This window comes from Geothermobacter ehrlichii, assembly GCF_008124615.1.
Taxonomy (GTDB): Bacteria; Desulfobacterota; Desulfuromonadia; order Desulfuromonadales; family Geothermobacteraceae; genus Geothermobacter; species Geothermobacter ehrlichii.
Genome location: NZ_VNIB01000002.1, coordinates 57,509 through 80,248, shown reverse-complemented (window position 1 = coordinate 80,248; position 22,740 = coordinate 57,509). Strand labels below are relative to the sequence as shown.

Here is a 22,740-nt window from a genome sequence, read left to right as displayed (position 1 = left end):
TGTTTTGCTTCGCTGCGTCCGTGAAGGCGGACCGAACGAACGTATACGGGACATTCAGGCTTTTCACCGCAATTTCGGGATAACACCGGCCTGCGGACTCCAACTTCGGGTGGCAATAACGCTGGCATGAATTCTCTCAAGGTCAAAATCCTCGGTTTGACCACCGCCATCATGGTCCTGGCAGTGGGCCTGGCACTCTGGCACAACCTGGAGACCCAGAGAACCATGCTGCGCCGTTTCGCCGACCAGAGCGGGCGGGTGCTGGGAGAGACCATCCGCAACAGCATCATTGCCAACATGGCCGCCGGCCAGAACCAGGAAGTCGCCCGGGTCATTGAACGCATCAGCCGTGAACCGGCCATCGACGACATCCATATCTTCGACGACTCCGGCCGCATTCTCATCTCCTCCAGGCCCGAAGAGGTCGGTGACCTGGTTCCGGGCAGCGAACTGCTGGCCTACCGTTCAAACGAACATACCTTTGTCCATACCACCGCCGGCAACGAAATCCACTCCACCCTCGTTCCCATCGAAAACGCCCCGGTCTGCCACCGCTGCCATGATCCCCAGGCCAAGGTTCTCGGGATTCTCAATGTCCATCTTTCCCTGGACGAAATGGCGACCATCCAGCGCAAGGGCAAGCAGGCCACACTCGTCTCCTCTCTCGCACTGCTGCTGATCATGGTCGTCGCCCTGAGCGCCTTTATCATCATCTACGTCGACCGCCCCCTGCGCCGCTTCGCCAAGGCCATGAACCATCTTGAGGAAGGCGACTTCGATGACGCCCGAACCGACATCACCAGCTCGAAGGAAATGGCGATCCTCTCGGAAAAATTCAACCGCATGGTCGACCGGCTGCGGGAACTGATCGACCGGACGGTCTCCCAGGAACGGGAGATGGCCATAGCCCAGGAGAAACTGGCGCATCACGATGAAATCCAGAGCATGAACATCACCCTCGAGGAACGGCTCAAGGAGATCGAATACCTCAACATCACCCTCGAGGAGCGCATCGAGGAGATCGAGGAAGCCAACTACAAGATCGCCGACCTGGCCAGCGAACTCGAGGAGCGCAACACCAACCTGCAGGACGCCGTCAACCGGCTGCAGGCCCTGCACCGCATGGGACTCGACATCAACGCCACCATGGATCTCGACCAGCTCTTCACCACCCTGGTCCACCAGACGGTCGAAACCCTGCAGGCAAGAATCGGATACATCCTGCTGCTGGAAAAGGATTCCTGGACCCTGACCATCGGCGCGGCCGAAGGCATCCCCGAACACATCGACCGCGGCATGCGGATCCCGATGAAACCGGGGGGCGTTTCCCAGTGGGTAGTACGCAACCGGCAGCCGCTGCTGATCACCGACATCGAACATGCCAGGGAATTCAGTCGGGTCAGCCGCCTGGGGTTCACCCGCGAAACGGTCGTCTGCGCACCGCTCAAAAGCGGCGACGAGATCATCGGCACCATGACCATCGCCAACCGTCACGACGGTCAGGGCTTTACCTCCGAAGACCTCGAACTGCTTTCCACCATCGCCGCCCAGGCGAGCGTCGCCATCAAGAACGCCCGACTCTACGAAGAGCAGGAAAAGACCTACCTGAGTACGGTACAGGCCCTGGTTTCAGCGGTCGAAGCGAGTGACGCCTACACCCGCGGGCATTCGGAACGGGTCAAACGCTATGCCATGCGACTGGCTGCCTTCATGGATCTGCCGGCCGAAACACAGCGCAAGATAGAGCAGGCGGCCATCCTGCACGACATCGGCAAGATCGGCATCTGCGAATCGCTTCTGCACAAGACAGAAGCCCTTGACAAGGACGACATCCACACTCTTCGGCAACATCCGTCCATCGGAGTCCACATCCTGGAGCCGATCCGTTTTCTCGCTCATGTCCGGGAAATCATTCTGCAGCATCACGAACGTTACGACGGCAGCGGCTATCCCTGCGGCATCAAGGGGGACGAGATGCTCATCGAGGCCAAGATTCTGGCCGTCGCCGACACCTATGACGCCATGACCACCGACCGTCCCTACCGAAAGGCCCTGAGCCACGAAGTCGCAATTGCCGAAATCAGGGAGCACGCCGGTACCCAGTTCGACCCCGATATCGCCCAGGCCTTTCTAGCCATGATGGAGCAGGAAGACCAGGCCAGTCAGGTCTTCGCGTCATGACCGGCGGCATCCTCCAACGCCTGCGCAACCTGCCGCTGTCCGGCAGGATTCTGGCACCTTTCTTCATCCTGCTCGTTCTTCTCGGCGTCATAGCAACCCTCGGCGTCGTCTACCAGACCCGGAAAACCCTTTCCGATACCATCGACAGCAACCTGCTGGCCATGCAGTCCACCATCGAACAGGCGATCCGCGACCGGGAGGCCCGATTGCGGAGTGAATCGGCCTTGGTGAGCGCCATGCTGGAACAGGGCATCGATCTCAGTTCGCTGCATGACCGCAAAATTCTTCAGGACATGAACCGGCACCGCTTCCGCGTCCTCACGCCGACCGACATCGTTCATACAGAAAACAGGGAACTGCGCCAGCTTTTCAAACATGCCGGCAAAAGCGGACGTGAACGCATCCGCTTTCTGAACGATGACCGGACCGGTCCGGCGCTGGTACTGGTCCGCCCTTTTCAAACCAACGATGGCCACTCACGTTTTCTCCTCGGTACAGAACCCCTGGGCAAACCCTTTCTTTCGCGGCTGATGCGCAACCTTCAGGGACGCTGCTTTCTGTTTGATTACAACGGTCGCTACCTTTCCGGCACCACCGGAACCGTCCCGCCGATCCGCCTGGACAACCAGCAAATTGCCGAAATTTCGGCTGGAAAAAAACTCGTGGTTCCAACGGGGTGGGAAAGATACCAGCTTTTTGCCGTCCCCTTGGGGACGACGGACATGGTCATTCTCGCGGTCGGCATCTCGACCATAGGCCTGACGACCCTGGCCGGCAACCTGGCCCTGGGCTCCAGCCTGACCCTCGCCGCCGCCCTGCTTTTCTCGGGTCTCTTCTTCAGCCGCCACATCCGCAGGCTGCTGGCACCGGTCAGAGAGCTGGCCAAGGCCACTGAGACCATCAGCGCAGGCAACTTCCAGATCGAGATTCCGGTCAGATCCGAAGACGAACTCGGCATCCTGACCCGTTCGTTCAACACCATGGTTAGGCAGCTCGATATCCTCTACCAGGAAAAGATCGCCAAGGAGAGGGAGCTGGCCACCCTCGACCAGGAAAAACATTACAAAGAGATCCTCGAGGCGAAAAACGCGGAGATCGAAAGGGTCAACAGGGAGTTGCGCAAGCGCCTGAAGGAGATGTCTGCTCTGATGGAACTGAACCGGGCCATGACCTCGTCCCTCGACCTCGACATTCTCTTCGAACGGATGCTGGCGACCATTATCGACCAGTTTCTCTGCGACCGCGTGGTCCTCTTCACCTACAATCCGGGCAACGAGGAACTGCTGGTCCGAAAGGCGCACGGCATCGACCAGGACCTGCTGCGCGGTGTTTCATTCAGCCTGGGCGAGGGCATCACCGGCAAGGCGGCGCTGGCCCAGAAGATCATCTATGTCGCCGACCTGCAGAAGGACGAGCGCACCCTCGGCTACAAGGGGCGGCACCACTCCCGCGGCTCGATGGTCGCCATCCCGCTGGTGGTAAAGCAGCGGCTGGTAGGCGTTCTCAACCTGCACAAGATCGAAACCGATGCTTTCAGTGGCGAAGAGCTCAAGCTACTGCAGGCTATCGCCAACCAGGCCGCCATCTCCATCGACAACAGCCAACTGTTCGAAAAGGCCCGCGACCTGTCGAATACCGACGAACTGACGGGACTGGCCAACCGCCGACATTTCCAGATGATCCTCAAGCGCGAGGCGGCCCAGGCCAGGCGCTTTCATTCCCATTTCAGCCTGATCATGGCCGATATCGACCATTTCAAGGCCTTCAACGACACTCACGGCCATCTCAAGGGAGATATTGTCCTGAAGAAAGTGGCGGACATCCTGCTGCAGAACACCCGCGGCATCGACCTGGTCGGTCGCTTTGGTGGTGAGGAATTCGTGATCCTGCTGCCCAAAACGGACAAGGCGGGGGCGGAAGCGGCGGCGGAAAAACTCCGGAGCCACATCCTGGCAGAGAACTTCCCCGGCGAAGAGAAGAGTCAGCCCGGCGGCTGCCTCACGCTGTCGCTGGGCATTGCCGAATATCCGGGCGACAGCACCGATATCTACGAGCTGCTCGATATGGCCGACCGGGCACTCTATCGGGCCAAGGAAAACGGACGCAACTGCGTTGTGAGCTGGCGGGAGGAGATTCACGCCGTCTCCTGACCCGCCGCCCGGTCTGGCTATCTTCCCGCCGCCTGCCGCCGCGCAGCGTCGCGCACGAAATTCTCCAGCGAACGATCGTAGCTTCTTTCCCCTTCCGGCGAAAAGAAACAGCCGGTGACTTCCCCCCTGCTTCGGTGAAACAGGACGCACTGGCAGCAGTTGCCCCGCTTGCCGCAGCTGGTGTAGGTGCAGCTGCAGTGGTCGATTCCGGCTTTGCAACCTCCGTTCATGGCACTCCTTCTTCAAGCCCGCGACCGCTCAGGGCCAGACGGCAACCGCCTCCAAACCGGTCGTTTCGTCCAGGCCAAGCAACAGGTTGAAATTCTGCACCGCCTGCCCAGCAGCCCCCTTGAGCAGATTGTCGATGACCGAAACCACGACGACCCGGCCTGTCCGTCCATCGACCACGGCCCCGACATCGCAGAAGTTACTGCCGACGACCTGGCGTATGTTCGGCAGTACGCCGCCGGTGCAGCGGACAAAGAATTCATCCTGGTAAAAACGGGCATAGAGCTCGTCCAGCTCCGGCTGACTGACCGGCCTGAGCAATGTCGCGTAAAGGGTCGACAGAATGCCACGATTGACCGGCAGCAGGTGCGGCGTGAAGCTGACCTTGACCGGCTGGCCGGCAAGCTGGCCGAGGGTCTGCTCGATTTCCGGCGTATGACGATGCCGCGGCAGGCCGTAGGCCTTGAATCCCTCGTTGACCTCGCAAAAGAGGCTGTCGAGCTTGGCGGAGCGGCCGGCGCCGCTGGTTCCCGACTTGCTGTCGATGATCAGGCTGTCGGGGGCGATCAGACCATCTTTCAGCAACGGGGCCAGGCCGAGAGCGACACTGGTCGGATAACAGCCAGGATTGGCGACAAGCCGCGCCTGCCGGATGTCATCACGAAAGAGTTCGGGCAGGCCGTAGACCGCTTCTTTCAGCAGCTGCGGGCTGCTGTGGGGCTGGTACCACTCCTCGTAGACCGCGGCGTCACGCAGCCGGTAATCGGCCGACAGGTCGACCACCTTCAGTCCCGCCTGCAACAGTTCCGGAACGACCCCCATGGCGGCCTGATGCGGCAGGGCGGTAAAGACAACATCGGCGTCTCCGGCGATGTCGGCGGGTTCGCCGTCGGTAAACTCGAGTCCGCACATGCCGCGCAGGGACGGAAAGACATTCTCCACCTTCTGCCCGGCAAACTGCCGGGAAGTCACGCAGACCAGTTCGACCTTCGGGTGTGATGCGAGCAGACGCAGCAACTCGACCCCCGTGTAACCACTACCTCCGAGAACGGCAACGCGTTTTTTCATCTCGACCTCTTGGTGGATTCGGAAAAAGGAAACGGACCTACATCCCAAACATCGCTCCGCCACCAAGATACCAAAGGCACCCAAAAGGTCAAAAACGAAATTCTCCAACGCGGAGACAGAGAGGATCGGAGGCGGAGAGAAAAAGCGTAACTTTCGCAGGCTTGAAATCAGAATCTTTTCTGTCTCTTGCCGCGGGCTCTTCCTCTCCGCGTCTCTGCGTTAAAAATGATTTTCTTGGTGTTCCTGGAGCCCTGGTGGCCGGTTTTTGCGAAAAACCTTATTTTGTGAGTTGTCGAACCGAAAGAAAAAGGGGAGTCGCAAATGCGGCTCCCCCAGCGGATTTCGGTCTGGCGAACAAACGCCAGAAAAACCGGAATGCTTAACGTTTGGAGAACTGGAAGCTCCGTCGGGCGCCGCGGCGACCGTACTTCTTTCTCTCTTTGACGCGGCTGTCGCGTGTTACGAAACCGGCTTTTTTCAGCACACCCCGCAACTCGGAATCAGCCTCGATCAGCGCCTTGGTGATGCCGTGCTTGATGGCTCCTGCCTGTCCGGAAGCGCCGCCGCCGCAGACGTTGACCCAGACATCCCACTTGCCAAGGTTGTTGGTCAACTCCAGCGGCTGACGAATGATCATCTTGGAGGTTTCGCGACCGAAGTATTCGTCGATGTCCCGCTTGTTGACAGTGATCACTCCCGTTCCCGGCTTGATCCAGACCCGGGCGACAGAACTCTTCCTCTTCCCGGTAGCATAGTATTTCTGCTCGGCCATGATCTATCTTCTCCTGGTTCTCAGTCCTGAATCTCAAGGGGTTTCGGCTGCTGGGCCGCGTGCGGATGCTCGGCACCGGTATAGACCTTCAGCTTGCGGAACATCTGCCGACCGAGCCTGTTCTTGGGGAGCATTCCCTTGACAGCCTTCTTGATCAGCTCCTCGGGCTTTTTCTCCAGCAGCTTCTCGGCAGTGATCTCCTTCAGGCCGCCCGGATAGCCGGAGTGACGATAATAGGTCTTGGCAGCAAGCTTGTTCCCGGTCAGCCGGACCTTGTCGGCATTGAGAACGATGACGAAATCGCCGGTATCGACATGCGGAGTGTAAATCGGCTTGTGCTTGCCACGCAGGATGCGCGCGATCTGCGCGGCGGCGCGACCGAGAACCTTCCCCTCGAGGTCGACAACGTACCAGTTCTTCTGCACGGTGGCAGGGTTTGCAGCTTTGGTGCTCATGCTATCCTCTCTATTGGCAACTGTGATTTTACGGGGCTCACAGAAACACAGAAGTTAGCTGAAACCCGCCGGAAAGTCAAGAGCCTTTTTCGTCAGATCAGCTTGGGTCGAATGCTCAGAACCGGACAGGACGCGTGCTGCACCACACGTTCGGCGGTACTGCCGATCAACAGGTGGGAAAGACCGGTCCGGCCGTGGGTGCCGATGACGATCATTTCGACCTTTTCCTCCTCGGCGACCCGGCAGATCTCCTTGAAAGGTACCCCGGTGGCGACCCGGTAGCGGACCTCGATGCCGCCGCCTTCCGGCAGATGCGGCGCCGTTTCCTTCTGCAGGTGGTCGAACGCCGTCTTTTCACGGTCCAGCAGAAACGGAGCGTCAGGAGCGAACAGGGGCAGACTGTCGTCCAGCGGCGGCAGGACATGCAGCAGAATCAGAACCGGCTCGACCAACTCCTGCAGACCGACGGCATAGCGAAGACTTTCCCAGCTGTAGACCGAGAAATCGATGGGTACCAGGATGCACATCGCCCTCTTCAAACTCCGGAACCTCCCCTTTCATCGTCCCGGACTTGCGGGGGCAGCCATCGGCGGATCCGGGATTCTTCTTGACTATAACCGCCGCTCCACGGTTTGCAACAGGCGGGTTCAGTAGAAGACCCGCATCAGACAGAGGCCCTGGGGCGGAGCCGTCTTGCCGGCGTCTTCCCGCCGCCCCGAGGCAAGCAGTCTGTCGATCGACTCCGGCTGCCGCTTCCCCTGGCCGATTTCGACCAGGGTGCCGACCATGATACGGACCATGTTGCGCAGAAAACCGCTCCCCCTGACATCGAAAAGAAGCAGGTCGCCGTCCTCGCGCAGCTCGCAGGCATCGATGCGGCGGACCGTGGTCCGGACATCGGAGCCCGCAGCGCAAAAAGCGGCGAAATCGTGCTCGCCGACAAACCGTTCCGCCGCCCGGCGCATATCCGCCACCTCCAGCGGTCCGGCCAGCTGCCAGCAATACCGGGCCTGCAGGGGGTGCGGCACGCCGGTCCGCAGAATCCGGTAACGGTACCACTTGCCCCGCGCCGAAAAGCGGGCGTGGAAACCCTCCCCGGCCTCACTGGCGCCGACAACTGCCAGATCACGGGGGAGAAGGGCGCGCAGTCCCTCGACATAGGCCTTGAGCGGCAGCTTCTTCCCGGTATGGAAATGCACAACCTGCTCCCGGGCGTGCACACCGGCATCCGTGCGTCCGGAGGCATGCACCCGAACCTCCTCCTTGAGCAGACGCGACAGAGCCCTTTCCAGTTCTTCCTGCACCGTCCGGCCGTTCGGTTGCACCTGCCAGCCGGCGAAGTCGGTGCCGTCATATTCGAGCGTCAGTCGGATGCAGGTCATGACCAGATCCACAACAGCAGAAAGAAACAGACCGCCAAAGTCCCCAACCGAACCGGAAAGGGCATGGGCGGCAGATCGCTTCCCGCCTCCGCCGGTCCCGCATGGGCCCGCAAAACCGCCAGCCGGTCGGCCCGGTCGGCCAGTTTGATCACCAGAATCTCGATCAGCTCGCCGGCCGCCCGGGCCCGCCGCAAGAGAGCGCCACGGCCCATCTGCCGGGCAAGTTCGGAATGACTTCGCCAGACATCCCCGGTTTCCCGCCGCAGTTCTGGCAGCAGCTGTAGCGCCAGGGGAAGCAGAACGCGCAGGGAGCCGCTCGCCAGTCCCAGCCGGTTCAGGGGAGCCAAAAACCAGCCGAGCGCCTGCGCCAGCCGTTCGCTCTCGGTCGTGGCGGCCAGCAGGGAGGAAAAACCGAAGGCCAGCAGAATCTGCCAGCAGGTCCAGAGCCCGAAGAGCAACCCGTCGCGCGACAGCCAGGGCAGCCCGAACAGGGTGTGCCCGGGGGAGAAAAGCAGATGCAGCAGGACCGTCGACAGCAACAGCCAGCGCAACGGCCGCAGCCAGCGCAGACAGTCGGCAGGCCTCGGCCCGCCCGCTGCCAGGGCGCCGAAGGCAAGAACGCCGGTCAGCAGCAACAGGCCGCCGGCGCTGTTCTCATGAAAGGCCAGCACGATCAGCAAGCAGGCAACAGCCAGTTTCGCCCTCGGATCAAGCCGGTGCAGAAACCGCGGCGCCCCCCTGGCGGGGCCGGCATGTCGTTCGTCGCAGTGGAGCGGATACACGGTCTCGGACACAACCCCTCAAACAGACCGGGCCCGGAAACGGTCCGGGCCCGAGGATCTTGTCGATGCCACACCGGATCAGATGCGGGCGACGATGGCATCCCCCATACCTGCGGTGTCGACCTTGATCTCGCCGGGCTGCCCCTGATAGATGTCGGCGGTCCGGTAGCCCTCGTTCAGCACCGCCTCGACCGCCTTTTCGACAGCCTGGGCCGCTTCGGCCAGGCCGAAGGAATACTTCAGCATCATGGCCGCTGAAAGAATCTGGGCGATGGGGTTGGCGATCCCCTGACCGGCGATGTCCGGCGCGCTGCCGCCCGACGGCTCGTAGAGCCCGAACGAGCCTTCGGCCAGCGAGGCACTCGGCAACATGCCGAGCGAACCGGTCAGCATGGCGGCCTCGTCGGACAGAATGTCGCCGAACATGTTGCCACAGAGCATGACGTCGAATTGCTTGGGCCAGCGGCACAACTGCATGGCGGCATTGTCGACGTACATGTGGCTCAGCTCGACGTCGGGATAGTCCTTCGCCACCCGTTCTACCACCTCGCGCCAGAGAACGGAGGTCGAAAGGACATTCGCCTTGTCGATGGAACAGACCTTTTTACGCCGCTTGCCGGCCGCTTCGAAGGCGACCCGGGCAATGCGCTCGACTTCGGCCTCGCTGTATTTCATGGTGTCGAAACCGGTCCGTTCCGGCCCCGTCCCCTCGATGCCCTTCGGCTGGGCGAAATAGATCCCCCCGGTCAGTTCACGGACCACCAGCAGATCGAAACCGCCTTCGACCACCTCCGGCTTGAGAGAGGAATTCCCGGTCAGGGCCGGAAAGACGATCGCCGGCCGCAGGTTGCAGAACAGCCCGAAAATCTTGCGCAGGGGCAGAAGCGCTCCCCGCTCCGGCTGCTCGTCCGGCGGCAGGGATTCCCATTTCGGGCCGCCGACCGAACCGAACAGAATGGCGTCGGACTGCCGGCACAGCTCGACCGTCGTATCGGGAAGCGCCTTTCCTTCACGGTCAATCGCAATGCCGCCGACATGGGCCGTAGTTCTGGCGAACCTCACCGAAAACTTCTCTTCGACCCGATCGAGAACCTTCATCGCCTCGGCCATGACCTCCGGACCGATTCCGTCCCCGGGCAGAACAGCTATCTTGAACTCTTGCGACATCCAACCCTCCTCTGGTTGGCCTGGACAAACCGGATTATGGCAATCCCAAACCCTGTAACCAGGCGATTTTTAAACGGAAGCCACTATAGGAAGAGGCAGGACGGATGTCAACGAATTTGCGGCGCAGATTCCTGAATCAGTGAGTTCACGCCGGATGGAGAGTACAGGTACTTGGCCTGAATGCGGTTTGCAAAAATCTTGGGCGCACCCACAGGTTCGCCGGTGATTTTTGAAAAACGCAGGCGGGTAAATGACTTGTGCTATCCGCCGGTGATGAGCTCACTGATTCAGGGGATTGGAAAAACCGGTCAGGCATGACCGGCGTCGGGATCGAACAGCCCCTTTTCGACCGGACGGCCGGCAAGCAGACGCATGCGCCGCAGGGCATTGACGCCGTATTCGGCCGCCTCAAGAATCTCGAGCTGCTTCTCCTGGGGCAGTTCACGGTAGAAACGGATCAGGTCCTGTTCGTCACGGGTCAGCTGGGATGAGAGTTGCTCTGACATTTCAGCCTCCTGAAAAATGCCTGCGACAGCATGCGTATCATTTTACTTCATTTCGGCCGAATGTCCGGAAAAGCGCAGAAAATTAATGTTAGAAAAAGCCCATCTCCCCAAAAAAGTAGCGACCAACTGGCCAAACAAGCCAAACCAGACTGACCAATAAGGTCTTGGTGCCTGGCATCCGGAATGTCGAGGCAGGAGGCGTATTTTGACCTGTATGCCAAATGCCGGGAAATGAGGAACCGCCGCAAACGGGCCTTTTCCAGCAGCCTGAGGCCGGATGCGAGCATCCGGCCGGTCTTTGCCGTCAAACCAAGCTGCGGAAAAAGGTCAGGATGCAGGGGTCAGTATCTTGCGTCGGCAAACTCGACCCAGCCTCCTGCCAGGACCAGGGCCTTGTCGAACGGGCTGATGTCGAAGCCGAATTCACGACTTTCGCCGCCGGCCCGCGCCGTCAACCGCTGGCCGTCAACATCGACGTCGACAACCAGCTGCCCCGCCCTGCCCATAGCGAACAGACTGTCGATGTCCTCCTTCGGCAGCTCGATGGCCAGCATGCCGCAGTTGAACATGTTCTGCCGGAAGATGCGGGCATAACTCTCGGCGATGATGGTGTGAACGCCGTTGACCTCGAATACCCAGGGCGCGTGTTCGCGCGAAGAGCCGCAACCGAAATTCTCGCGGGTGACAATCACCCGCGCCTGCCTGACCTGCTCCGATTTCGGATCGAATCCATCCAGCTTGAGATCCTCGAGCATGTAGGGCTGCAACGCTTCCTTGGTCACTTCGGTCAGGTACTTGGCCGGAATGATTTCATCGGTATTGATATCGGAGCGGTCGAGCAACAGAGCCGGTCCGCCGAACTGTTTGCTGGTCATGCGAATCCTCCTGTCAGGCCGCGGGCTGCCGCAGCAGCTCGCGGGCATCGGTAATGACACCGGTGACGGCGCTGGCGGCCGCGGTGGCGGGGCTCATCAGGTGAACCATGCCGCCCTTGCCCATGCGTCCATTGAAGTTGCGGTTGGTTGTCGCCGCACACACCTCGCCCTCGGCCAAAACGCCGTTGCTCATGCCCAGGCAGGCGCCGCAGGTCGGATTGGTGACGCAAAAACCGGCTTCCATGAAGACATCGATGATCCCTTCGGCCAGCGCCTGCCGAAAAATCTGCGGCGTGGCCGGCGAGACGATGCCGCGCACCGAATCGGCGATCTTCCGGCCACGCAGAATGCGCGCCGCCTCCCGCAGATCCTCGATCCGGCCGTTGGTGCAGCTGCCGATGTAGACCTGGTCGACCCGCTGTCCCGCCATCTCGGCCACCGGCTTGACGCAGTCGGGCTTGTAGCCGTAGGTCACCTGCGGTTCGAGACTGCTGACGTCGAAATCGAAAACCTTCGCGTATTCGGCGTCAGGATCGGCGCACCAGCGGCGATACTCGGCAAGCGCCGCTTCGGGCGACTCGAACTCGTCCTTGATGAACGGCCAGAGGTAGTCGACGGTCACCCGGTCCGGCTCGCAGATGCCGCAGGTGCCGCCGGCCTCGATCGCCATGTTGCACAGGGTCATGCGCGATTCCATGCTCATGCCGGCGATGACCGGGCCGTGAAACTCGATCACCCGGTCGGTGGCACCGTTGACACCCAGCTGACCGATGACATGGAGTATGACATCCTTGGCGTAGACTCCTTCGGAGAGCTCGCCGGTCAGATTGATCCTGATGGTCTTCGGTTCGCGAAAGGCGCAGACCCCCTTGAGGATGCCGACCTCGAGGTCGGTGGTACCGACTCCGGCGGCAAAGGCGCCGAAAGCGCCGTGGGTGCAGGTGTGGGAATCGCCCATGATTACGGTGAAGCCGGGCCGGATATAGCCCTTTTCGGGAAAAATGGCGTGACAGACGCCGTTGCGTCCGACATCGAAGAAATCCCTGATCCGGTGCCGGCGGGCCCAATCGCGCAGAATCTTGGCCTGCAGCGCCGTCTTGCTGTCCTTGGAGGGGGTGACATGGTCGATGACTGCCTTGATCTTGTCGGGATCGAAGACCCGGTCCTTGCCCCGCCATTCGAGGTCGGCAATGGCGACCGGCGTGGTGATTTCATGGCAGAGCACCCGGTCGAGATCGAGAACCTTGGTTCCCGGAAAGGGCTCATCGCGCAGATGAGCGGCGAAAATCTTCTCTGCTATTGTCTGTCCCATCTTTTCTCCTTGCTCAACCCTGATACCGAAATTGACCGGCGGGGCACCCGCCCCGCCGGTCGTATCAGCGTTCCCGTTGATCGCACCGAATCAGATCGAAACCCGGCGGCGTTCCATCACCGACGCCATCTTGTTCAGGGCGTTAATATAGGCCTTGGCGGAAGCGACGATGATGTCCTCGTCGGCGCCCTGTCCGATCACCTCGCGACCGTCCTCGCGCAAACGCACCGTGCATTCGCCCTGGGCGTCGGTACCGCCGGTGATGGCGCCGACAGCGTACTGTTCGAGCTTGGCCTGGCTGCCCGTCAGCTCGCGGATCGCCTTGAAGGTCGCGTCGACAGGCCCGGCGCCCAGCACGGCTATTTTCCTGATCTGGCCGTCGACCTCCATCTGCACCGTCGCCGTAGGAGCGGCGAAAGAGCCGGAGGTGACGTTCATCTGCAGCAGCTTGTAGCGCTCGTCGATGCGGATGATCTCGTCGGCAACGATGGCGTCGATGTCCTCGTCGAAGATCTCCTTCTTGGCGTCGGCCAGGGTCTTGAAGCGGACAAAGGCCCGCTCGATATCGTCCTTGTCCAGATCATAGCCCAACTCCTTCAGCCGCGCCACAAAGGCGTGACGGCCGGAGTGCTTGCCGAGCACCAGCTTGTTCTTGTTCAGGCCGATCGACTCGGGAGTCATGATCTCGTAGGTTTCCTTGTCCATGAGCACGCCGTGCTGATGAATGCCTGCTTCATGGGCAAAGGCGTTGGCGCCGACGATCGCCTTGTTGGGCTGTACGGAGATGCCGGTCACGGTCGAGAGCAGCCGGCTGCTGGCATAGATATGCTCGGTCACCACGTCGGTGGTATAGGGCATGATGTCATGGCGGGTGCGCAGAGCCATGACCACCTCCTCGAGGGAGCAGTTGCCCGCCCGCTCGCCGATGCCGTTGATGGTGCACTCGATCTGGCCGGCCCCGGCCCGCAGGGCGGCCAGGGAGTTGGCCACCGCCAAGCCGAGATCGTTGTGGCAGTGGACGGAAATGATCGCCCGGTCGATGTTCCTTACGTTGTCCCGAAGATACTTGATGATCTCGTAGAATTCATGCGGGATGGCATAGCCGACGGTGTCGGGGATGTTGACCGTCGTGGCACCGGCGTCGATGACCGCCTCGACCACCTGGGCCAGAAACGGCAACCGGGTCCGGACGGCGTCCTCGCAGGAAAACTCGATGTTGTCGGTATATTTCTTGGCATGCTCGACCGCCCTGACGGCGGTTTCCAGTACCTTTTCCGGGGGCATCTGCAGCTTGCGCTCCATGTGGATGTCGGAGGTGGCGATGAAGGTATGGATGCGTCCCCGCTCCCCGGCATGTTCCAGCGCTTCCCATGCGCGATCGATATCCTTGAAGTTCGCCCGGCAAAGGCCGGCGATCTGGGGCTTCTTGATGGTCTGGGCGATCTTCTTGACCGCCTCGAAATCACCGTCCGAAGCGATCGGAAACCCGGCCTCGATGACATCGACGTTCAGCTTCTCGAGCTGATGGGCGACCCTGAGTTTCTCGTCGATGTTCATGCTGGCGCCAGGGCTCTGCTCGCCGTCGCGCAAGGTGGTGTCGAAAATGATGATCCGTCTCTTTTCGCTCATTCCTTCCTCCCGTCCAGGACCGTCCGCAAGGCGGGGTCCAGCTGTTTGTTTCCATTTGCTGACCGATACACGACAACTCTTCCTTTCAGGTCACCCAGGTCGGATTCCAGCAGGACCACCCCCTTTCGCCGGATGTTGTCAACTCTCCCAAAAAGAAAAAGCTCCCGCCCCGTCAGGGGCGAGAGCCTTCAGGCTTCGCGGTACCACCCTGTTTCACCCTCCCCGCAGGGAAGGCCTTCATTCGCCCTTGACGCAGGCTCACGGCGCTGGCTGCAACCCGCAACCGGGCTGTTGACCATCGCGGCTCCAAGGCGAGTTCAGCCCCTTTCCGTACCGGCTCGCAGCGACCGCCGGCTCTCTGAAACGGCAGGGAGGCCTACTACTCCTCTTCAACGCCTTTGCTATCGATGTAGCTCCCAATAAAACAGACTCGTCGGCGGGCTGTCAAGAAAAATTCACTCATCTTCCCCGGACAGACCGTTCTCCTCGTTCACTTCGGCCACCACCTGATCCGACGAATCATCCCACGGCCCATGCTTGCCGGCGCCGAAAACAAGGCCAAGCGGTCCGGAGACGACGTAGATCAGACCGAAGGTAAAAAGCATGATCTCCGGACGGGCGACGATGACGATGATGAGAAAGATGAGCAGCACCAGAAAACCGAAGGGCTGCCGCTTGACCAGCTCGGGGTCCTTGAACGAATAGTAGCGGATGCTGCTGACCATCAGGAAGGCAAGGGAATAGATGAGCAGCAGCACAGAAACCTTCTTGATGGTGCCGGCGCCGCCAAGATAGTAGAAAAGGAGCACGCAGGAGGCGACCATGCCGGCGGCGGCGGGGATCGGCAGGCCGAGAAAGCGCTTCGACTCGACGGTGTTGATCTGCACGTTGAAGCGCGCCAGGCGCAAGGCACCGCAGACGACGTAGAGAAAGGCCGCCAGCCAGCCGAGCTTGCCGAAGGGGCGCAGGGCCCACATGTACATCAGCACCCCCGGCGCGACCCCGAAGGCGACCAGGTCGGCCAGGGAGTCGTATTCGACCCCGAAGCGGCTGGTGGTGCCGGTCATGCGGGCAACGCGACCGTCGAGACCGTCGAAGACCGTCGCGATCAGGATGAACCAGGCGGCGACATCGTAGTTGCCGTGGATGGTCGAAATGATGCTGTAGAAGCCGGCAAAGAGCCCGCCGGTGGTGAAGAGGTTGGGGAGCAGATAGACTCCCCGGCGCAGATTCTGCTTGCGGTCCTTCATCTGGCTGACATTCATTGCAGATTCCCCAGTACCGTTTCTCCGCCCACCGTCGTCTGTCCGAGCGTCACTTTCGGCTCGAATTCCGCCGGCAGATAGATGTCGACCCTGCTGCCGAAGCGAATCAGCCCGTAACGCTCGCCGACCTCAAGCGCATCGCCGACCTCCGGATAGCAGACGATCCGCCGCGCGATCAGCCCGGCGATCTGGACGCAGGCCACCCTGGTCCCGTCGTCCGCCTCGATGAGCAGACCGGCCTGTTCATTCTTCTCGCTCGCCTTGTCCAGGGCGGCGTTGAAGAACCGACCCTTGCGATAGTAGCTGTCGACCACCCGGCCCGTACAGGGAAAACGGTTGACATGGACGTTGAAGACCGACATGAAAATGCTGATCTTCAACGCCTCGCCCTCGAGCATCGGCGCGCTGTCGACCTTGCCCAGATAGACGATCCTGCCGTCGGCCGGCGCGACCACGACACCGGGCTGCCCGGGTACGACCCGCTCAGGGTTGCGGAAGAAGTAGATGATGAACAGGGTCAGCCCCAACAGCAGCAGGGTGGGCAGATTCCAGCCCAGCAGGGCGCAGATCAGGGTCAGAAATGCGGGAACGACAATGAAGGGATAGCCTTCATCGGCTATCGGCTGATTCCGGTCTAGCACCTTGGGCACAACCTCGAAAGGGAAACGGCCGGGCCGCCATTCCGGTCGGCCCGGCCCGGTCAATTTCAGTTCTTGTTCTTGTCGACGATCTTCTGAATCCAGGGCATCATGCTGCGCAGCTTCTCGCCGACCTGCTCGATGGGATGGGCCGCCATCAGCCGCCGCCGCGCGGTCATCTCCGGATAGTTGGTCTGTCCTTCAAGGATGAAGCGCTTGGCGTATTCGCCGTTCTGGATGTTGGCCAGACACTCGCGCATGGCCTGCCGGCTCTGCTCGTTGATGATCTTCGGCCCGGTAACATACTCGCCGTACTCGGCATTGTTGGAGATCGAATAGTTCATGTTGGCGATGCCGCCTTCGTACATCAGATCGACGATCAGCTTCAGCTCGTGCAGACACTCGAAGTAGGCCATTTCGGGAGCATAGCCCGCGTCGACCAGGGTTTCGAAGCCGGCCTTGACCAGCTCGACCACGCCGCCGCACAGCACCGCCTGCTCACCGAAGAGGTCGGTCTCGGTCTCGTCCTTGAAGGTGGTCTCGATGATGCCGGTGCGGCCGCCGCCGATGGCGCTGGCGTAGGACAGGGCCACATTCTTGGCGTTGCCGGAGGCGTCCTGAAAAACGGCGATCAGATCGGGAATGCCGCCGCCCCTGACGAACTCGCTGCGCACGGTATGGCCGGGCGCCTTGGGGGCGATCATGATGACATCAAGATCGGAACGGGGAACGATCTGATTGTAATGGATGCTGAAGCCGTGGGCAAAGGCCAGGGTCGCTCCCTGCTTGAGGTTGGGCTCGATCTCGTCCCTGTAGAGCCGGGCCTGGAACTCGTCCGGCGTCAGGATCATCACCAGGTCGGCGGCGGCCACGGCCTCGGCCACCGGGCGAACGGTCAGACCGGCATTTTCGGCCTTCTTGACAGACGCCGAACCTTCGCGCAGGGCAACGGTGACCTCGACGCCCGAATCCTTGAGATTGTTGGCATGGGCATGTCCCTGGGAACCATAGCCGACGATGGTCACCTTCATGCCACGGATGATCGAGAGATCGGCATCCTTATCGTAATAGACCTTCATCCCTGTCCTTCCTCCTTGTATCTAGTGGTTGCTCAGTCGCAGGGCGACTTATAGCACAGCCATACAGGGCGTGCAAAATTCTTTCGCCGGCAGCCGGGCCGAAACCTATTCGGCCTGCCGCCAGCCCTTGGGGCCGCGGCCGAGAACGACCGGGCCGGTACGCACCAGTTCCTTGATGCCGATCGGCCGCAACAGCTCGATGATGGCGTCGATCTTGGTCGGGGCGCCGGTCACCTCTAGAGTATAGGAACGGGGTGTGACATCGACCACCTTGCTGCGGAAGATGTCGGCGATGCGCAGCACCTCGGCCCGCACCGACTCGTCGGCATTGACCTTGATCATCGCCAGCTCCCGTTCAACGTAGTCCTCGCTGGTGAAATCGATCACTTTCACCGTGTCGATCAGCTTGTTGAGCTGCTTGTTGATCTGCTCGAGAATCCGGTCATCACCGGTGGTGACGATGGTCATGCGCGAAAGGCTCGGATCGAGGGTCGGCGCGACCGACAGGCTCTCGATATTGAATCCGCGTCCGGAGAAGAGCCCGGCGACGCGCGCCAGAACGCCGAATTCGTTTTCAACCAGAACGGAAATGGTATGTCTCATGCTCTATCCTCCTTGGTCACAATGCAGACGGATCAGGATGCCAGCACCATCTCATGGATGCTGCGGCCGGCGGGAACCATGGGGAGGACGTTCTCTTCCCTGGCGACCTTGAATTCCATGATCACCGGACCGGGCGTCTCCAGTCCCTGCCGGAGGACGGCCTCAACCTCCTCCGGGCGGGAAGCCTGAAAGCCCCGGGCGCCGTAGGCCTCGGCCAGCTTGACGAAATCGATCGGCACCTCGAGGGGTGTCTGGCTGTAGTTCCGCTCGAAGAAGAGCTGCTGCCACTGGCGCACCATGCCCAGGTAGTTGTTGTTGAGGATGATGATCTTCACCGGCAGCTGGTACTGCACCAGGGTGGCCAGCTCCTGGGAGTTCATCTGGAAGGACCCGTCGCCGGAGATGTCGATCACCTGCCGGTCGGAAAAGGCCATCTGGGCGCCGAGGGCGGCAGGCAGGCCGTAGCCCATGGTGCCCAGGCCGCCGGAGGTCAGGAAGGTGCGGGGCTGTTTGAAACGGAAGAACTGGGCGGTCCACATCTGGTGTTGCCCCACCTCTGTGGTGATGATGGCGTCCTCGCGCAGCATCTCGCTCAGTTTTTCGATGACGAGCTGCGGCTTGATCTCGCTGTCGGAGGGGGTGTAGGTCAACGGATGCTTCTCCTTCCAGGCAGCGATCTCCGCCAGCCACTCGGCGTTGCGCTGCGCCAGCTCCCTGACGCCGTCCCCCTCTTCGTGAAGCTTGCGGATCAGCACCTGCAGCACTTGCTTAAGATCGCCGACGATCGGCAGATCGACCCGCACATTCTTCTTGATGGAGGTGGGATCGATATCGACATGGATGATCTTGGCGTTGGGCGCGAAGGTATCGATCTTACCGGTGACCCGGTCGTCAAAGCGGGCACCAACGGCGATCAGCAGGTCGGCATGGGTCACCGCCATGTTGGCGTAGTAGGTGCCGTGCATGCCCAGCATCCCCAACGAAAGATCGTGACTGCCGGGGTAACTCGCCATCCCCATCAGGGTAGTGGTCACCGGCGCGCGCAAAGCTTCGGAGAGTTCGAGCAGCTCCGGACCGCAGTCAGCGAGGGTCGCGCCGCCGCCGACATAGATGACCGGCTTTTTCGCGCCGAGAATCATTCTGGCCGCCTTGGCGATCTGCCGCGGGTTGCCGGTATAGGTCGGCTTGTAGCCGCGCAGTTCGACCTTTTCGGGATATTCGAACTTGCAGGAGGCGACCTGGACATCCTTGGGCAGATCGATGAGCACCGGTCCCGGACGGCCGGTGCGGGCGATGTAGAAGGCCTGCTTGACGATGCGGGCCAGATCACGAATATCCTTGACCAGATAGTTGTGCTTGGTGATCGGCCGGGTGATGCCGACCATGTCGGCTTCCTGGAAGGCGTCGTTGCCGATCAGCGGGGTCGGAACCTGGCCGGTGATGACCACCAGAGGGATCGAATCCATGTAGGCGGTGGCGATGCCGGTCACGGTATTGGTCGCTCCGGGTCCACTGGTGGCGATGGCGACCCCGACCTTGCCCGTCGCCCGGGCGTAACCGTCGGCGGCGTGAACGGCCGCCTGCTCGTGGCGGGTCAGGACATGCTTGATCGACGGATAGTCGACCAGATCGTCATAGATGTTGATGACCGCTCCGCCGGGATAACCGAAAACCGTGTCGACCCCCTCGAGCTGCAGACATTCCAGTAGAATCTGAGAACCTGTCTTCTTCACAAAAACCTCCTCCCCGTGCACTGTAGAGGGCGATGCCAGCACCCTGGCGGCCTGTCATCACCTCAGGCTTCCCCGTGCCGGCCGCCGAACCCCGGGCTGAGGTTCGCGCCGGCGTTGACATCCTATTCGCAAATCGCCCCGGTATGGGCCGAAGTCACAACCTTGGCATAGCGGGCCAGCCAGCCCGAGGCGATTTTCGGTTCGGGACGGGTCCATTTCGCCCGCCGCGCCGCCAGTTCCTCATCGCCGACCAGCAGCTCAAGGGTCCGACCGGGAATGTCGAGCCGGATCCGGTCACCGTCCTCGACCAGGGCGATGGGACCGCCCTCGGCCGCTTCGGGCGAGATATGACCGATGCAGGGGCCGCGGGTGCCGCCGGAGAAACGGCCGTCGGTGATCAGGGCCACCGACTCGCCCAGGCCCAGGCCCATCAGAGTCGCCGTCGGCGCCAGCATCTCGCGCATTCCGGGTCCTCCCCGGGGCCCCTCGTAGCGGATGACGACGACATCGCCGGCTTTGATCCGCCCCCCCATCAGGGCCTCCATGGCGGCCTCTTCGGAATCGAAACAGCGGGCCGTACCCTCGAAGGTCATCATCGTCTCCGACACTCCCGACTGCTTGACCACTGCCCCTTTCGGCGCCAGATTGCCATGCAGGATGGCGATGCCGCCCTCCGGCCGAACCGGATCGGAAAGCGGGTGGATCACCTCTTCGTCGACCTCGGCGATGCTGGCGGCGATCTGGCGGGTGGAAGGACCGAGCAGCGTCGGGCAGTCCCTGATCAACTCACCGAGCTGTTTCAGCACGCCGGGAACTCCGCCGGCTGCATCGAGGTCTTCCATGAAATGCTTTCCGCCAGGATTCATCGAGGCCAGCTGCGGCGTGGTGCGTCCCAGCTCGTCGAACAGGGTCAAGGGAAGTTCGACGCCGGCTTCCCTGGCGATAGCGAGCAGGTGCAGGACGGTGTTGGACGACCCGCCCAGGGCGAGATCGACCCGAATGGCGTTTTCGAAAGCGGCACGGGTCAGAATGTCCCGCGGCCTGACCTCGTTGCGGACGAGATCGACGATCTTTTCGCCTGAGGCGAAGGCGATGCGCCGCTTCAGTGAAGAAACCGCCACCGCCGTACCGCACCGGGGCAGGCTCATGCCCATGGTTTCGGTCAGGATGGCCATGGTGTTGGCGGTGAAAAGCCCCTGGCAGGAACCGGCCGTCGGGCAGGCATGGTCCTCGCAGACCTTGAGTTGTTGCTCATCGATCACACCGGCCTTGTACTGTCCCATGGCCTCGAAGGTATCGGTCACGAAGGAATAGCGCTTGCCTCCCCTGCCGGCGCCGGTCAGCGACGGCCCGGCGGTCACGACGATGGCCGGAATGTTGAGCCGCGCCGCCGCCATCAGCATGCCGGGGGTGATCTTGTCGCAGTTGGTGAGCAGAACCAGACCGTCGAGTCGATGCGCTTCAGCGATCGACTCGATCATGTCGGCGATCAGCTCGCGGGTCGGCAGCGAATAATGCATGCCCCGGTGCCCCATGGCAATACCGTCGCACACGCCGGGGATGCCGAAAATAAAGGAATAGCCGCCGCCGGAATGAACCCCCTTTTCGATGAAGCGCTCCAGATCCCGCATCCCGGTATGGCCCGGTATCAGGTCGGTAAAGGAAGAAGCGATGCCGATGAACGGCCGATCCATCTGGCCTTCCGGCACTCCCGTGCTCTTGAGCAGGGCGCGGTGAGGCGTCCGTTCAAAACCGCTGGTGATCGCGTCGCTGCGTTTTTCGCTCATATTCTTTTGCCACTCCCTCTGGCCGGCTTCGGCCGGATCAAACATTGATTTGAAAAATCTAAAAAACCCCATAAAAGCAAAGGGTTCAAGCCTTTTGGCTTAAACCCTTTGCCGGCAACCTTTATCTGGGATGGGTCAGGAACGGTAGCTTCGGAGGATGGCTTCCATCTCATCCTTGCCGGCGAGTTTGAGCTTCTGTACCTTTTTTCTTTCCATCTCTTCGTCCGCTGTCAGGTAGGCTTTTTGATCCAATTCGGCAAGCTGTTTTTCCAGCAACTGATGTTCTTCGTAAAGCTTTCTGAACCTGGGATTTTCGTTGCAGAGCTTTTCAACCAGAACCTCATCGCTCACCGGCATGGGCACCTCCTGATGTGTTTGTGCTGGGTTGACAGGTCAGGTCCAAAATAACGAACCGCCAAGACCTTGTCAACAGGCAACACCCCCCTTTCGCGCCAGTTCTGCCTCCGACGACCGGATGTAGACCGGCCTGAGAACTGCCGCCGACACCGCCTCGCCGGCGGCCTCCTTCGCCAGGGCCAGCCGACCGCCGAAAGACGCCCGCGGCAGCTGGAACGCCGCCCCGGCGAAATGAGCGCGCGCGCCGAGCCGCTTCGCAAGAAAAGCACGGTAGACCTCGGCCCCTTCGCCGACAAAGAGGATATCGCCGTCCAGTTCTCCGGCCAGCCGTTCCGGCGGCAGAACCCGCTCGACTCCCAGGGGCACGGGCAGTCCATTGGCGGTATCGAACAGCGCCGCATAGACCTCTTTCTTGCGGGCATCCAGCAGAGCGCAGACCGGCATGCGGGCAAAGGGGACAGCAGCCGCGAGCAGCTCCAGGGACGACAGCCCGATCACCGGCAGACCGGCGGCCATGGCCAGTCCCTTGACCGTCGCAATGCCGACCCTCAGGCCGGTGAACGACCCCGGTCCCTGCACCACGGCGAGCAGCGACAGTTCCCCCAGTGTCGTGCCGGCGTCGGCGAGAAGGCGATCGACGGCCGCCAGCAGCCAGTCGGTATGGGTGCCGGGCAGACGCCGGAAATACTCGGCCAGCACCCGGCCGTCTTCGCACAGGGCGACGCTGCCGGCCGGCGTCGAGGTGTCGACGACCAGAACCCTGCCCCCCAT

Annotated in this window: 22 protein-coding genes and 1 other annotated feature; of the genes, 2 read left to right on the top strand and 20 right to left on the bottom strand. The window is 61.4% G+C overall.

Features of this window, described 5'->3' with window-relative positions:
- Window positions 1-126 precede the first annotated feature (126 nt).
- The gene (locus EDC39_RS03035; protein WP_148894765.1) at window positions 127-2,181 is read left to right on the top strand and encodes an HD domain-containing phosphohydrolase; all 2,055 of its coding nucleotides are present in this window, start codon (window positions 127-129) and stop codon (window positions 2,179-2,181) included.
- Window positions 2,178-4,331 carry a diguanylate cyclase gene (locus EDC39_RS03030; RefSeq protein WP_148894763.1) on the top strand — a complete coding sequence of 718 codons (2,154 nt, stop codon included), beginning with the start codon at window positions 2,178-2,180 and terminating at the stop codon, window positions 4,329-4,331. Before EDC39_RS03035 ends, EDC39_RS03030 begins: the two co-directional genes overlap by 4 nt.
- Before the next feature lie 17 nt (window positions 4,332-4,348).
- Here the strand turns inward: EDC39_RS03030 and EDC39_RS03025 are convergent, their stop codons facing one another.
- The 20 genes from EDC39_RS03025 to tsaB form a co-directional block, all read right to left on the bottom strand.
- Window positions 4,349-4,561 carry a DUF6485 family protein gene (locus EDC39_RS03025; RefSeq protein ID WP_148894761.1) on the bottom strand — a complete coding sequence of 71 codons (213 nt, stop codon included), beginning with the start codon at window positions 4,559-4,561 and terminating at the stop codon, window positions 4,349-4,351.
- A gap of 28 nt (window positions 4,562-4,589) precedes the next feature.
- The gene (gene argC / locus EDC39_RS03020) at window positions 4,590-5,627 is read right to left on the bottom strand and encodes an N-acetyl-gamma-glutamyl-phosphate reductase (protein WP_148894759.1); all 1,038 of its coding nucleotides are present in this window, start codon (window positions 5,625-5,627) and stop codon (window positions 4,590-4,592) included.
- Between the two features lie 379 nt (window positions 5,628-6,006).
- On the bottom strand, window positions 6,007-6,399 hold the full coding sequence (rpsI, locus tag EDC39_RS03015) for a 30S ribosomal protein S9 (RefSeq protein ID WP_148894756.1): 393 nt from the start codon (window positions 6,397-6,399) through the stop codon (window positions 6,007-6,009).
- Window positions 6,400-6,419: 20 nt separating this feature from the next.
- On the bottom strand, window positions 6,420-6,854 hold the full coding sequence (gene rplM / locus EDC39_RS03010) for a 50S ribosomal protein L13 (protein WP_148894755.1): 435 nt from the start codon (window positions 6,852-6,854) through the stop codon (window positions 6,420-6,422).
- A 92-nt stretch (window positions 6,855-6,946) separates the two neighbouring features.
- Window positions 6,947-7,381, bottom strand: coding sequence for a universal stress protein (locus EDC39_RS03005; protein WP_148895080.1), 435 nt, complete (start codon window positions 7,379-7,381; stop codon window positions 6,947-6,949).
- Between the two features lie 120 nt (window positions 7,382-7,501).
- A complete protein-coding gene (gene truA, locus EDC39_RS03000; protein ID WP_148894753.1) occupies window positions 7,502-8,236 on the bottom strand; it encodes a tRNA pseudouridine(38-40) synthase TruA in 735 nt (244 codons plus the stop codon).
- A complete protein-coding gene (locus EDC39_RS02995) occupies window positions 8,233-9,030 on the bottom strand; it encodes a CbiQ family ECF transporter T component (protein ID WP_148894751.1) in 798 nt (265 codons plus the stop codon). Before EDC39_RS02995 ends, truA begins: the two co-directional genes overlap by 4 nt.
- A 66-nt stretch (window positions 9,031-9,096) precedes the next feature.
- Window positions 9,097-10,185, bottom strand: a complete 1,089-nt coding sequence (leuB, locus tag EDC39_RS02990; protein WP_148894749.1) for a 3-isopropylmalate dehydrogenase — start codon at window positions 10,183-10,185, stop codon at window positions 9,097-9,099.
- Window positions 10,186-10,493: 308 nt separating this feature from the next.
- The gene (locus tag EDC39_RS02985; protein WP_148894747.1) at window positions 10,494-10,691 is read right to left on the bottom strand and encodes a hypothetical protein; all 198 of its coding nucleotides are present in this window, start codon (window positions 10,689-10,691) and stop codon (window positions 10,494-10,496) included.
- 341 nt (window positions 10,692-11,032) lie between these two features.
- The gene (locus EDC39_RS02980) at window positions 11,033-11,566 is read right to left on the bottom strand and encodes a 3-isopropylmalate dehydratase small subunit (protein ID WP_148894745.1); all 534 of its coding nucleotides are present in this window, start codon (window positions 11,564-11,566) and stop codon (window positions 11,033-11,035) included.
- A gap of 13 nt (window positions 11,567-11,579) precedes the next feature.
- Window positions 11,580-12,878: a 3-isopropylmalate dehydratase large subunit gene (locus EDC39_RS02975; protein WP_148894743.1), complete on the bottom strand. Its 1,299-nt coding sequence runs from the start codon at window positions 12,876-12,878 to the stop codon at window positions 11,580-11,582.
- Window positions 12,879-12,968: 90 nt separating this feature from the next.
- A complete protein-coding gene (locus EDC39_RS02970; protein WP_148894742.1) occupies window positions 12,969-14,507 on the bottom strand; it encodes a 2-isopropylmalate synthase in 1,539 nt (512 codons plus the stop codon).
- 171 nt (window positions 14,508-14,678) lie between these two features.
- Window positions 14,679-14,909, bottom strand: a binding site (T-box leader).
- Between the two features lie 53 nt (window positions 14,910-14,962).
- Entirely contained in the window at window positions 14,963-15,772 is an 810-nt protein-coding gene (gene pssA, locus EDC39_RS02965; protein WP_148894739.1) for a CDP-diacylglycerol--serine O-phosphatidyltransferase, read from the bottom strand.
- Window positions 15,769-16,413, bottom strand: coding sequence for a phosphatidylserine decarboxylase family protein (locus EDC39_RS02960; RefSeq protein WP_148894737.1), 645 nt, complete (start codon window positions 16,411-16,413; stop codon window positions 15,769-15,771). Before EDC39_RS02960 ends, pssA begins: the two co-directional genes overlap by 4 nt.
- 65 nt (window positions 16,414-16,478) lie before the next feature.
- Entirely contained in the window at window positions 16,479-17,489 is a 1,011-nt protein-coding gene (gene ilvC / locus EDC39_RS02955) for a ketol-acid reductoisomerase (RefSeq protein ID WP_148894735.1), read from the bottom strand.
- Window positions 17,490-17,594: 105 nt separating this feature from the next.
- Window positions 17,595-18,092, bottom strand: a complete 498-nt coding sequence (ilvN, locus tag EDC39_RS02950) for an acetolactate synthase small subunit (RefSeq protein WP_148894733.1) — start codon at window positions 18,090-18,092, stop codon at window positions 17,595-17,597.
- 32 nt (window positions 18,093-18,124) lie between these two features.
- The gene (ilvB, locus tag EDC39_RS02945; RefSeq protein WP_148894731.1) at window positions 18,125-19,825 is read right to left on the bottom strand and encodes a biosynthetic-type acetolactate synthase large subunit; all 1,701 of its coding nucleotides are present in this window, start codon (window positions 19,823-19,825) and stop codon (window positions 18,125-18,127) included.
- 122 nt (window positions 19,826-19,947) lie between these two features.
- Entirely contained in the window at window positions 19,948-21,612 is a 1,665-nt protein-coding gene (ilvD, locus tag EDC39_RS02940; protein ID WP_148894730.1) for a dihydroxy-acid dehydratase, read from the bottom strand.
- Window positions 21,613-21,747: 135 nt separating this feature from the next.
- Window positions 21,748-21,969, bottom strand: coding sequence for a YdcH family protein (locus EDC39_RS02935; protein WP_148894727.1), 222 nt, complete (start codon window positions 21,967-21,969; stop codon window positions 21,748-21,750).
- A 69-nt stretch (window positions 21,970-22,038) separates the two neighbouring features.
- Complete coding sequence (gene tsaB, locus EDC39_RS02930; RefSeq protein ID WP_148894725.1) at window positions 22,039-22,740, bottom strand: tRNA (adenosine(37)-N6)-threonylcarbamoyltransferase complex dimerization subunit type 1 TsaB; 702 nt, start codon at window positions 22,738-22,740, stop codon at window positions 22,039-22,041.

Bases quoted from the DNA above. Each gene is read 5' to 3' on its own strand.
- EDC39_RS03035 (WP_148894765.1), top strand. From the start codon at position 127: ATGAATTCTCTCAAGGTCAAAATCCTCGGTTTGACCACCGCCATCATG.
- EDC39_RS03030 (WP_148894763.1), top strand. From the start codon at position 2,178: ATGACCGGCGGCATCCTCCAACGCCTGCGCAACCTGCCGCTGTCCGGC.
- EDC39_RS03025 (WP_148894761.1), bottom strand. From the start codon at position 4,561: ATGAACGGAGGTTGCAAAGCCGGAATCGACCACTGCAGCTGCACCTAC.
- argC (WP_148894759.1), bottom strand. From the start codon at position 5,627: ATGAAAAAACGCGTTGCCGTTCTCGGAGGTAGTGGTTACACGGGGGTC.
- rpsI (WP_148894756.1), bottom strand. From the start codon at position 6,399: ATGGCCGAGCAGAAATACTATGCTACCGGGAAGAGGAAGAGTTCTGTC.
- rplM (WP_148894755.1), bottom strand. From the start codon at position 6,854: ATGAGCACCAAAGCTGCAAACCCTGCCACCGTGCAGAAGAACTGGTAC.
- EDC39_RS03005 (WP_148895080.1), bottom strand. From the start codon at position 7,381: ATGTGCATCCTGGTACCCATCGATTTCTCGGTCTACAGCTGGGAAAGT.
- truA (WP_148894753.1), bottom strand. From the start codon at position 8,236: ATGACCTGCATCCGACTGACGCTCGAATATGACGGCACCGACTTCGCC.
- leuB (WP_148894749.1), bottom strand. From the start codon at position 10,185: ATGTCGCAAGAGTTCAAGATAGCTGTTCTGCCCGGGGACGGAATCGGT.
- EDC39_RS02985 (WP_148894747.1), bottom strand. From the start codon at position 10,691: ATGTCAGAGCAACTCTCATCCCAGCTGACCCGTGACGAACAGGACCTG.
- EDC39_RS02980 (WP_148894745.1), bottom strand. From the start codon at position 11,566: ATGACCAGCAAACAGTTCGGCGGACCGGCTCTGTTGCTCGACCGCTCC.
- EDC39_RS02975 (WP_148894743.1), bottom strand. From the start codon at position 12,878: ATGGGACAGACAATAGCAGAGAAGATTTTCGCCGCTCATCTGCGCGAT.
- EDC39_RS02970 (WP_148894742.1), bottom strand. From the start codon at position 14,507: ATGAGCGAAAAGAGACGGATCATCATTTTCGACACCACCTTGCGCGAC.
- pssA (WP_148894739.1), bottom strand. From the start codon at position 15,772: ATGAATGTCAGCCAGATGAAGGACCGCAAGCAGAATCTGCGCCGGGGA.
- ilvC (WP_148894735.1), bottom strand. From the start codon at position 17,489: ATGAAGGTCTATTACGATAAGGATGCCGATCTCTCGATCATCCGTGGC.
- ilvN (WP_148894733.1), bottom strand. From the start codon at position 18,092: ATGAGACATACCATTTCCGTTCTGGTTGAAAACGAATTCGGCGTTCTG.
- ilvD (WP_148894730.1), bottom strand. From the start codon at position 21,612: ATGAGCGAAAAACGCAGCGACGCGATCACCAGCGGTTTTGAACGGACG.
- EDC39_RS02935 (WP_148894727.1), bottom strand. From the start codon at position 21,969: ATGCCGGTGAGCGATGAGGTTCTGGTTGAAAAGCTCTGCAACGAAAAT.
- tsaB (WP_148894725.1), bottom strand. From the start codon at position 22,740: ATGGGGGGCAGGGTTCTGGTCGTCGACACCTCGACGCCGGCCGGCAGC.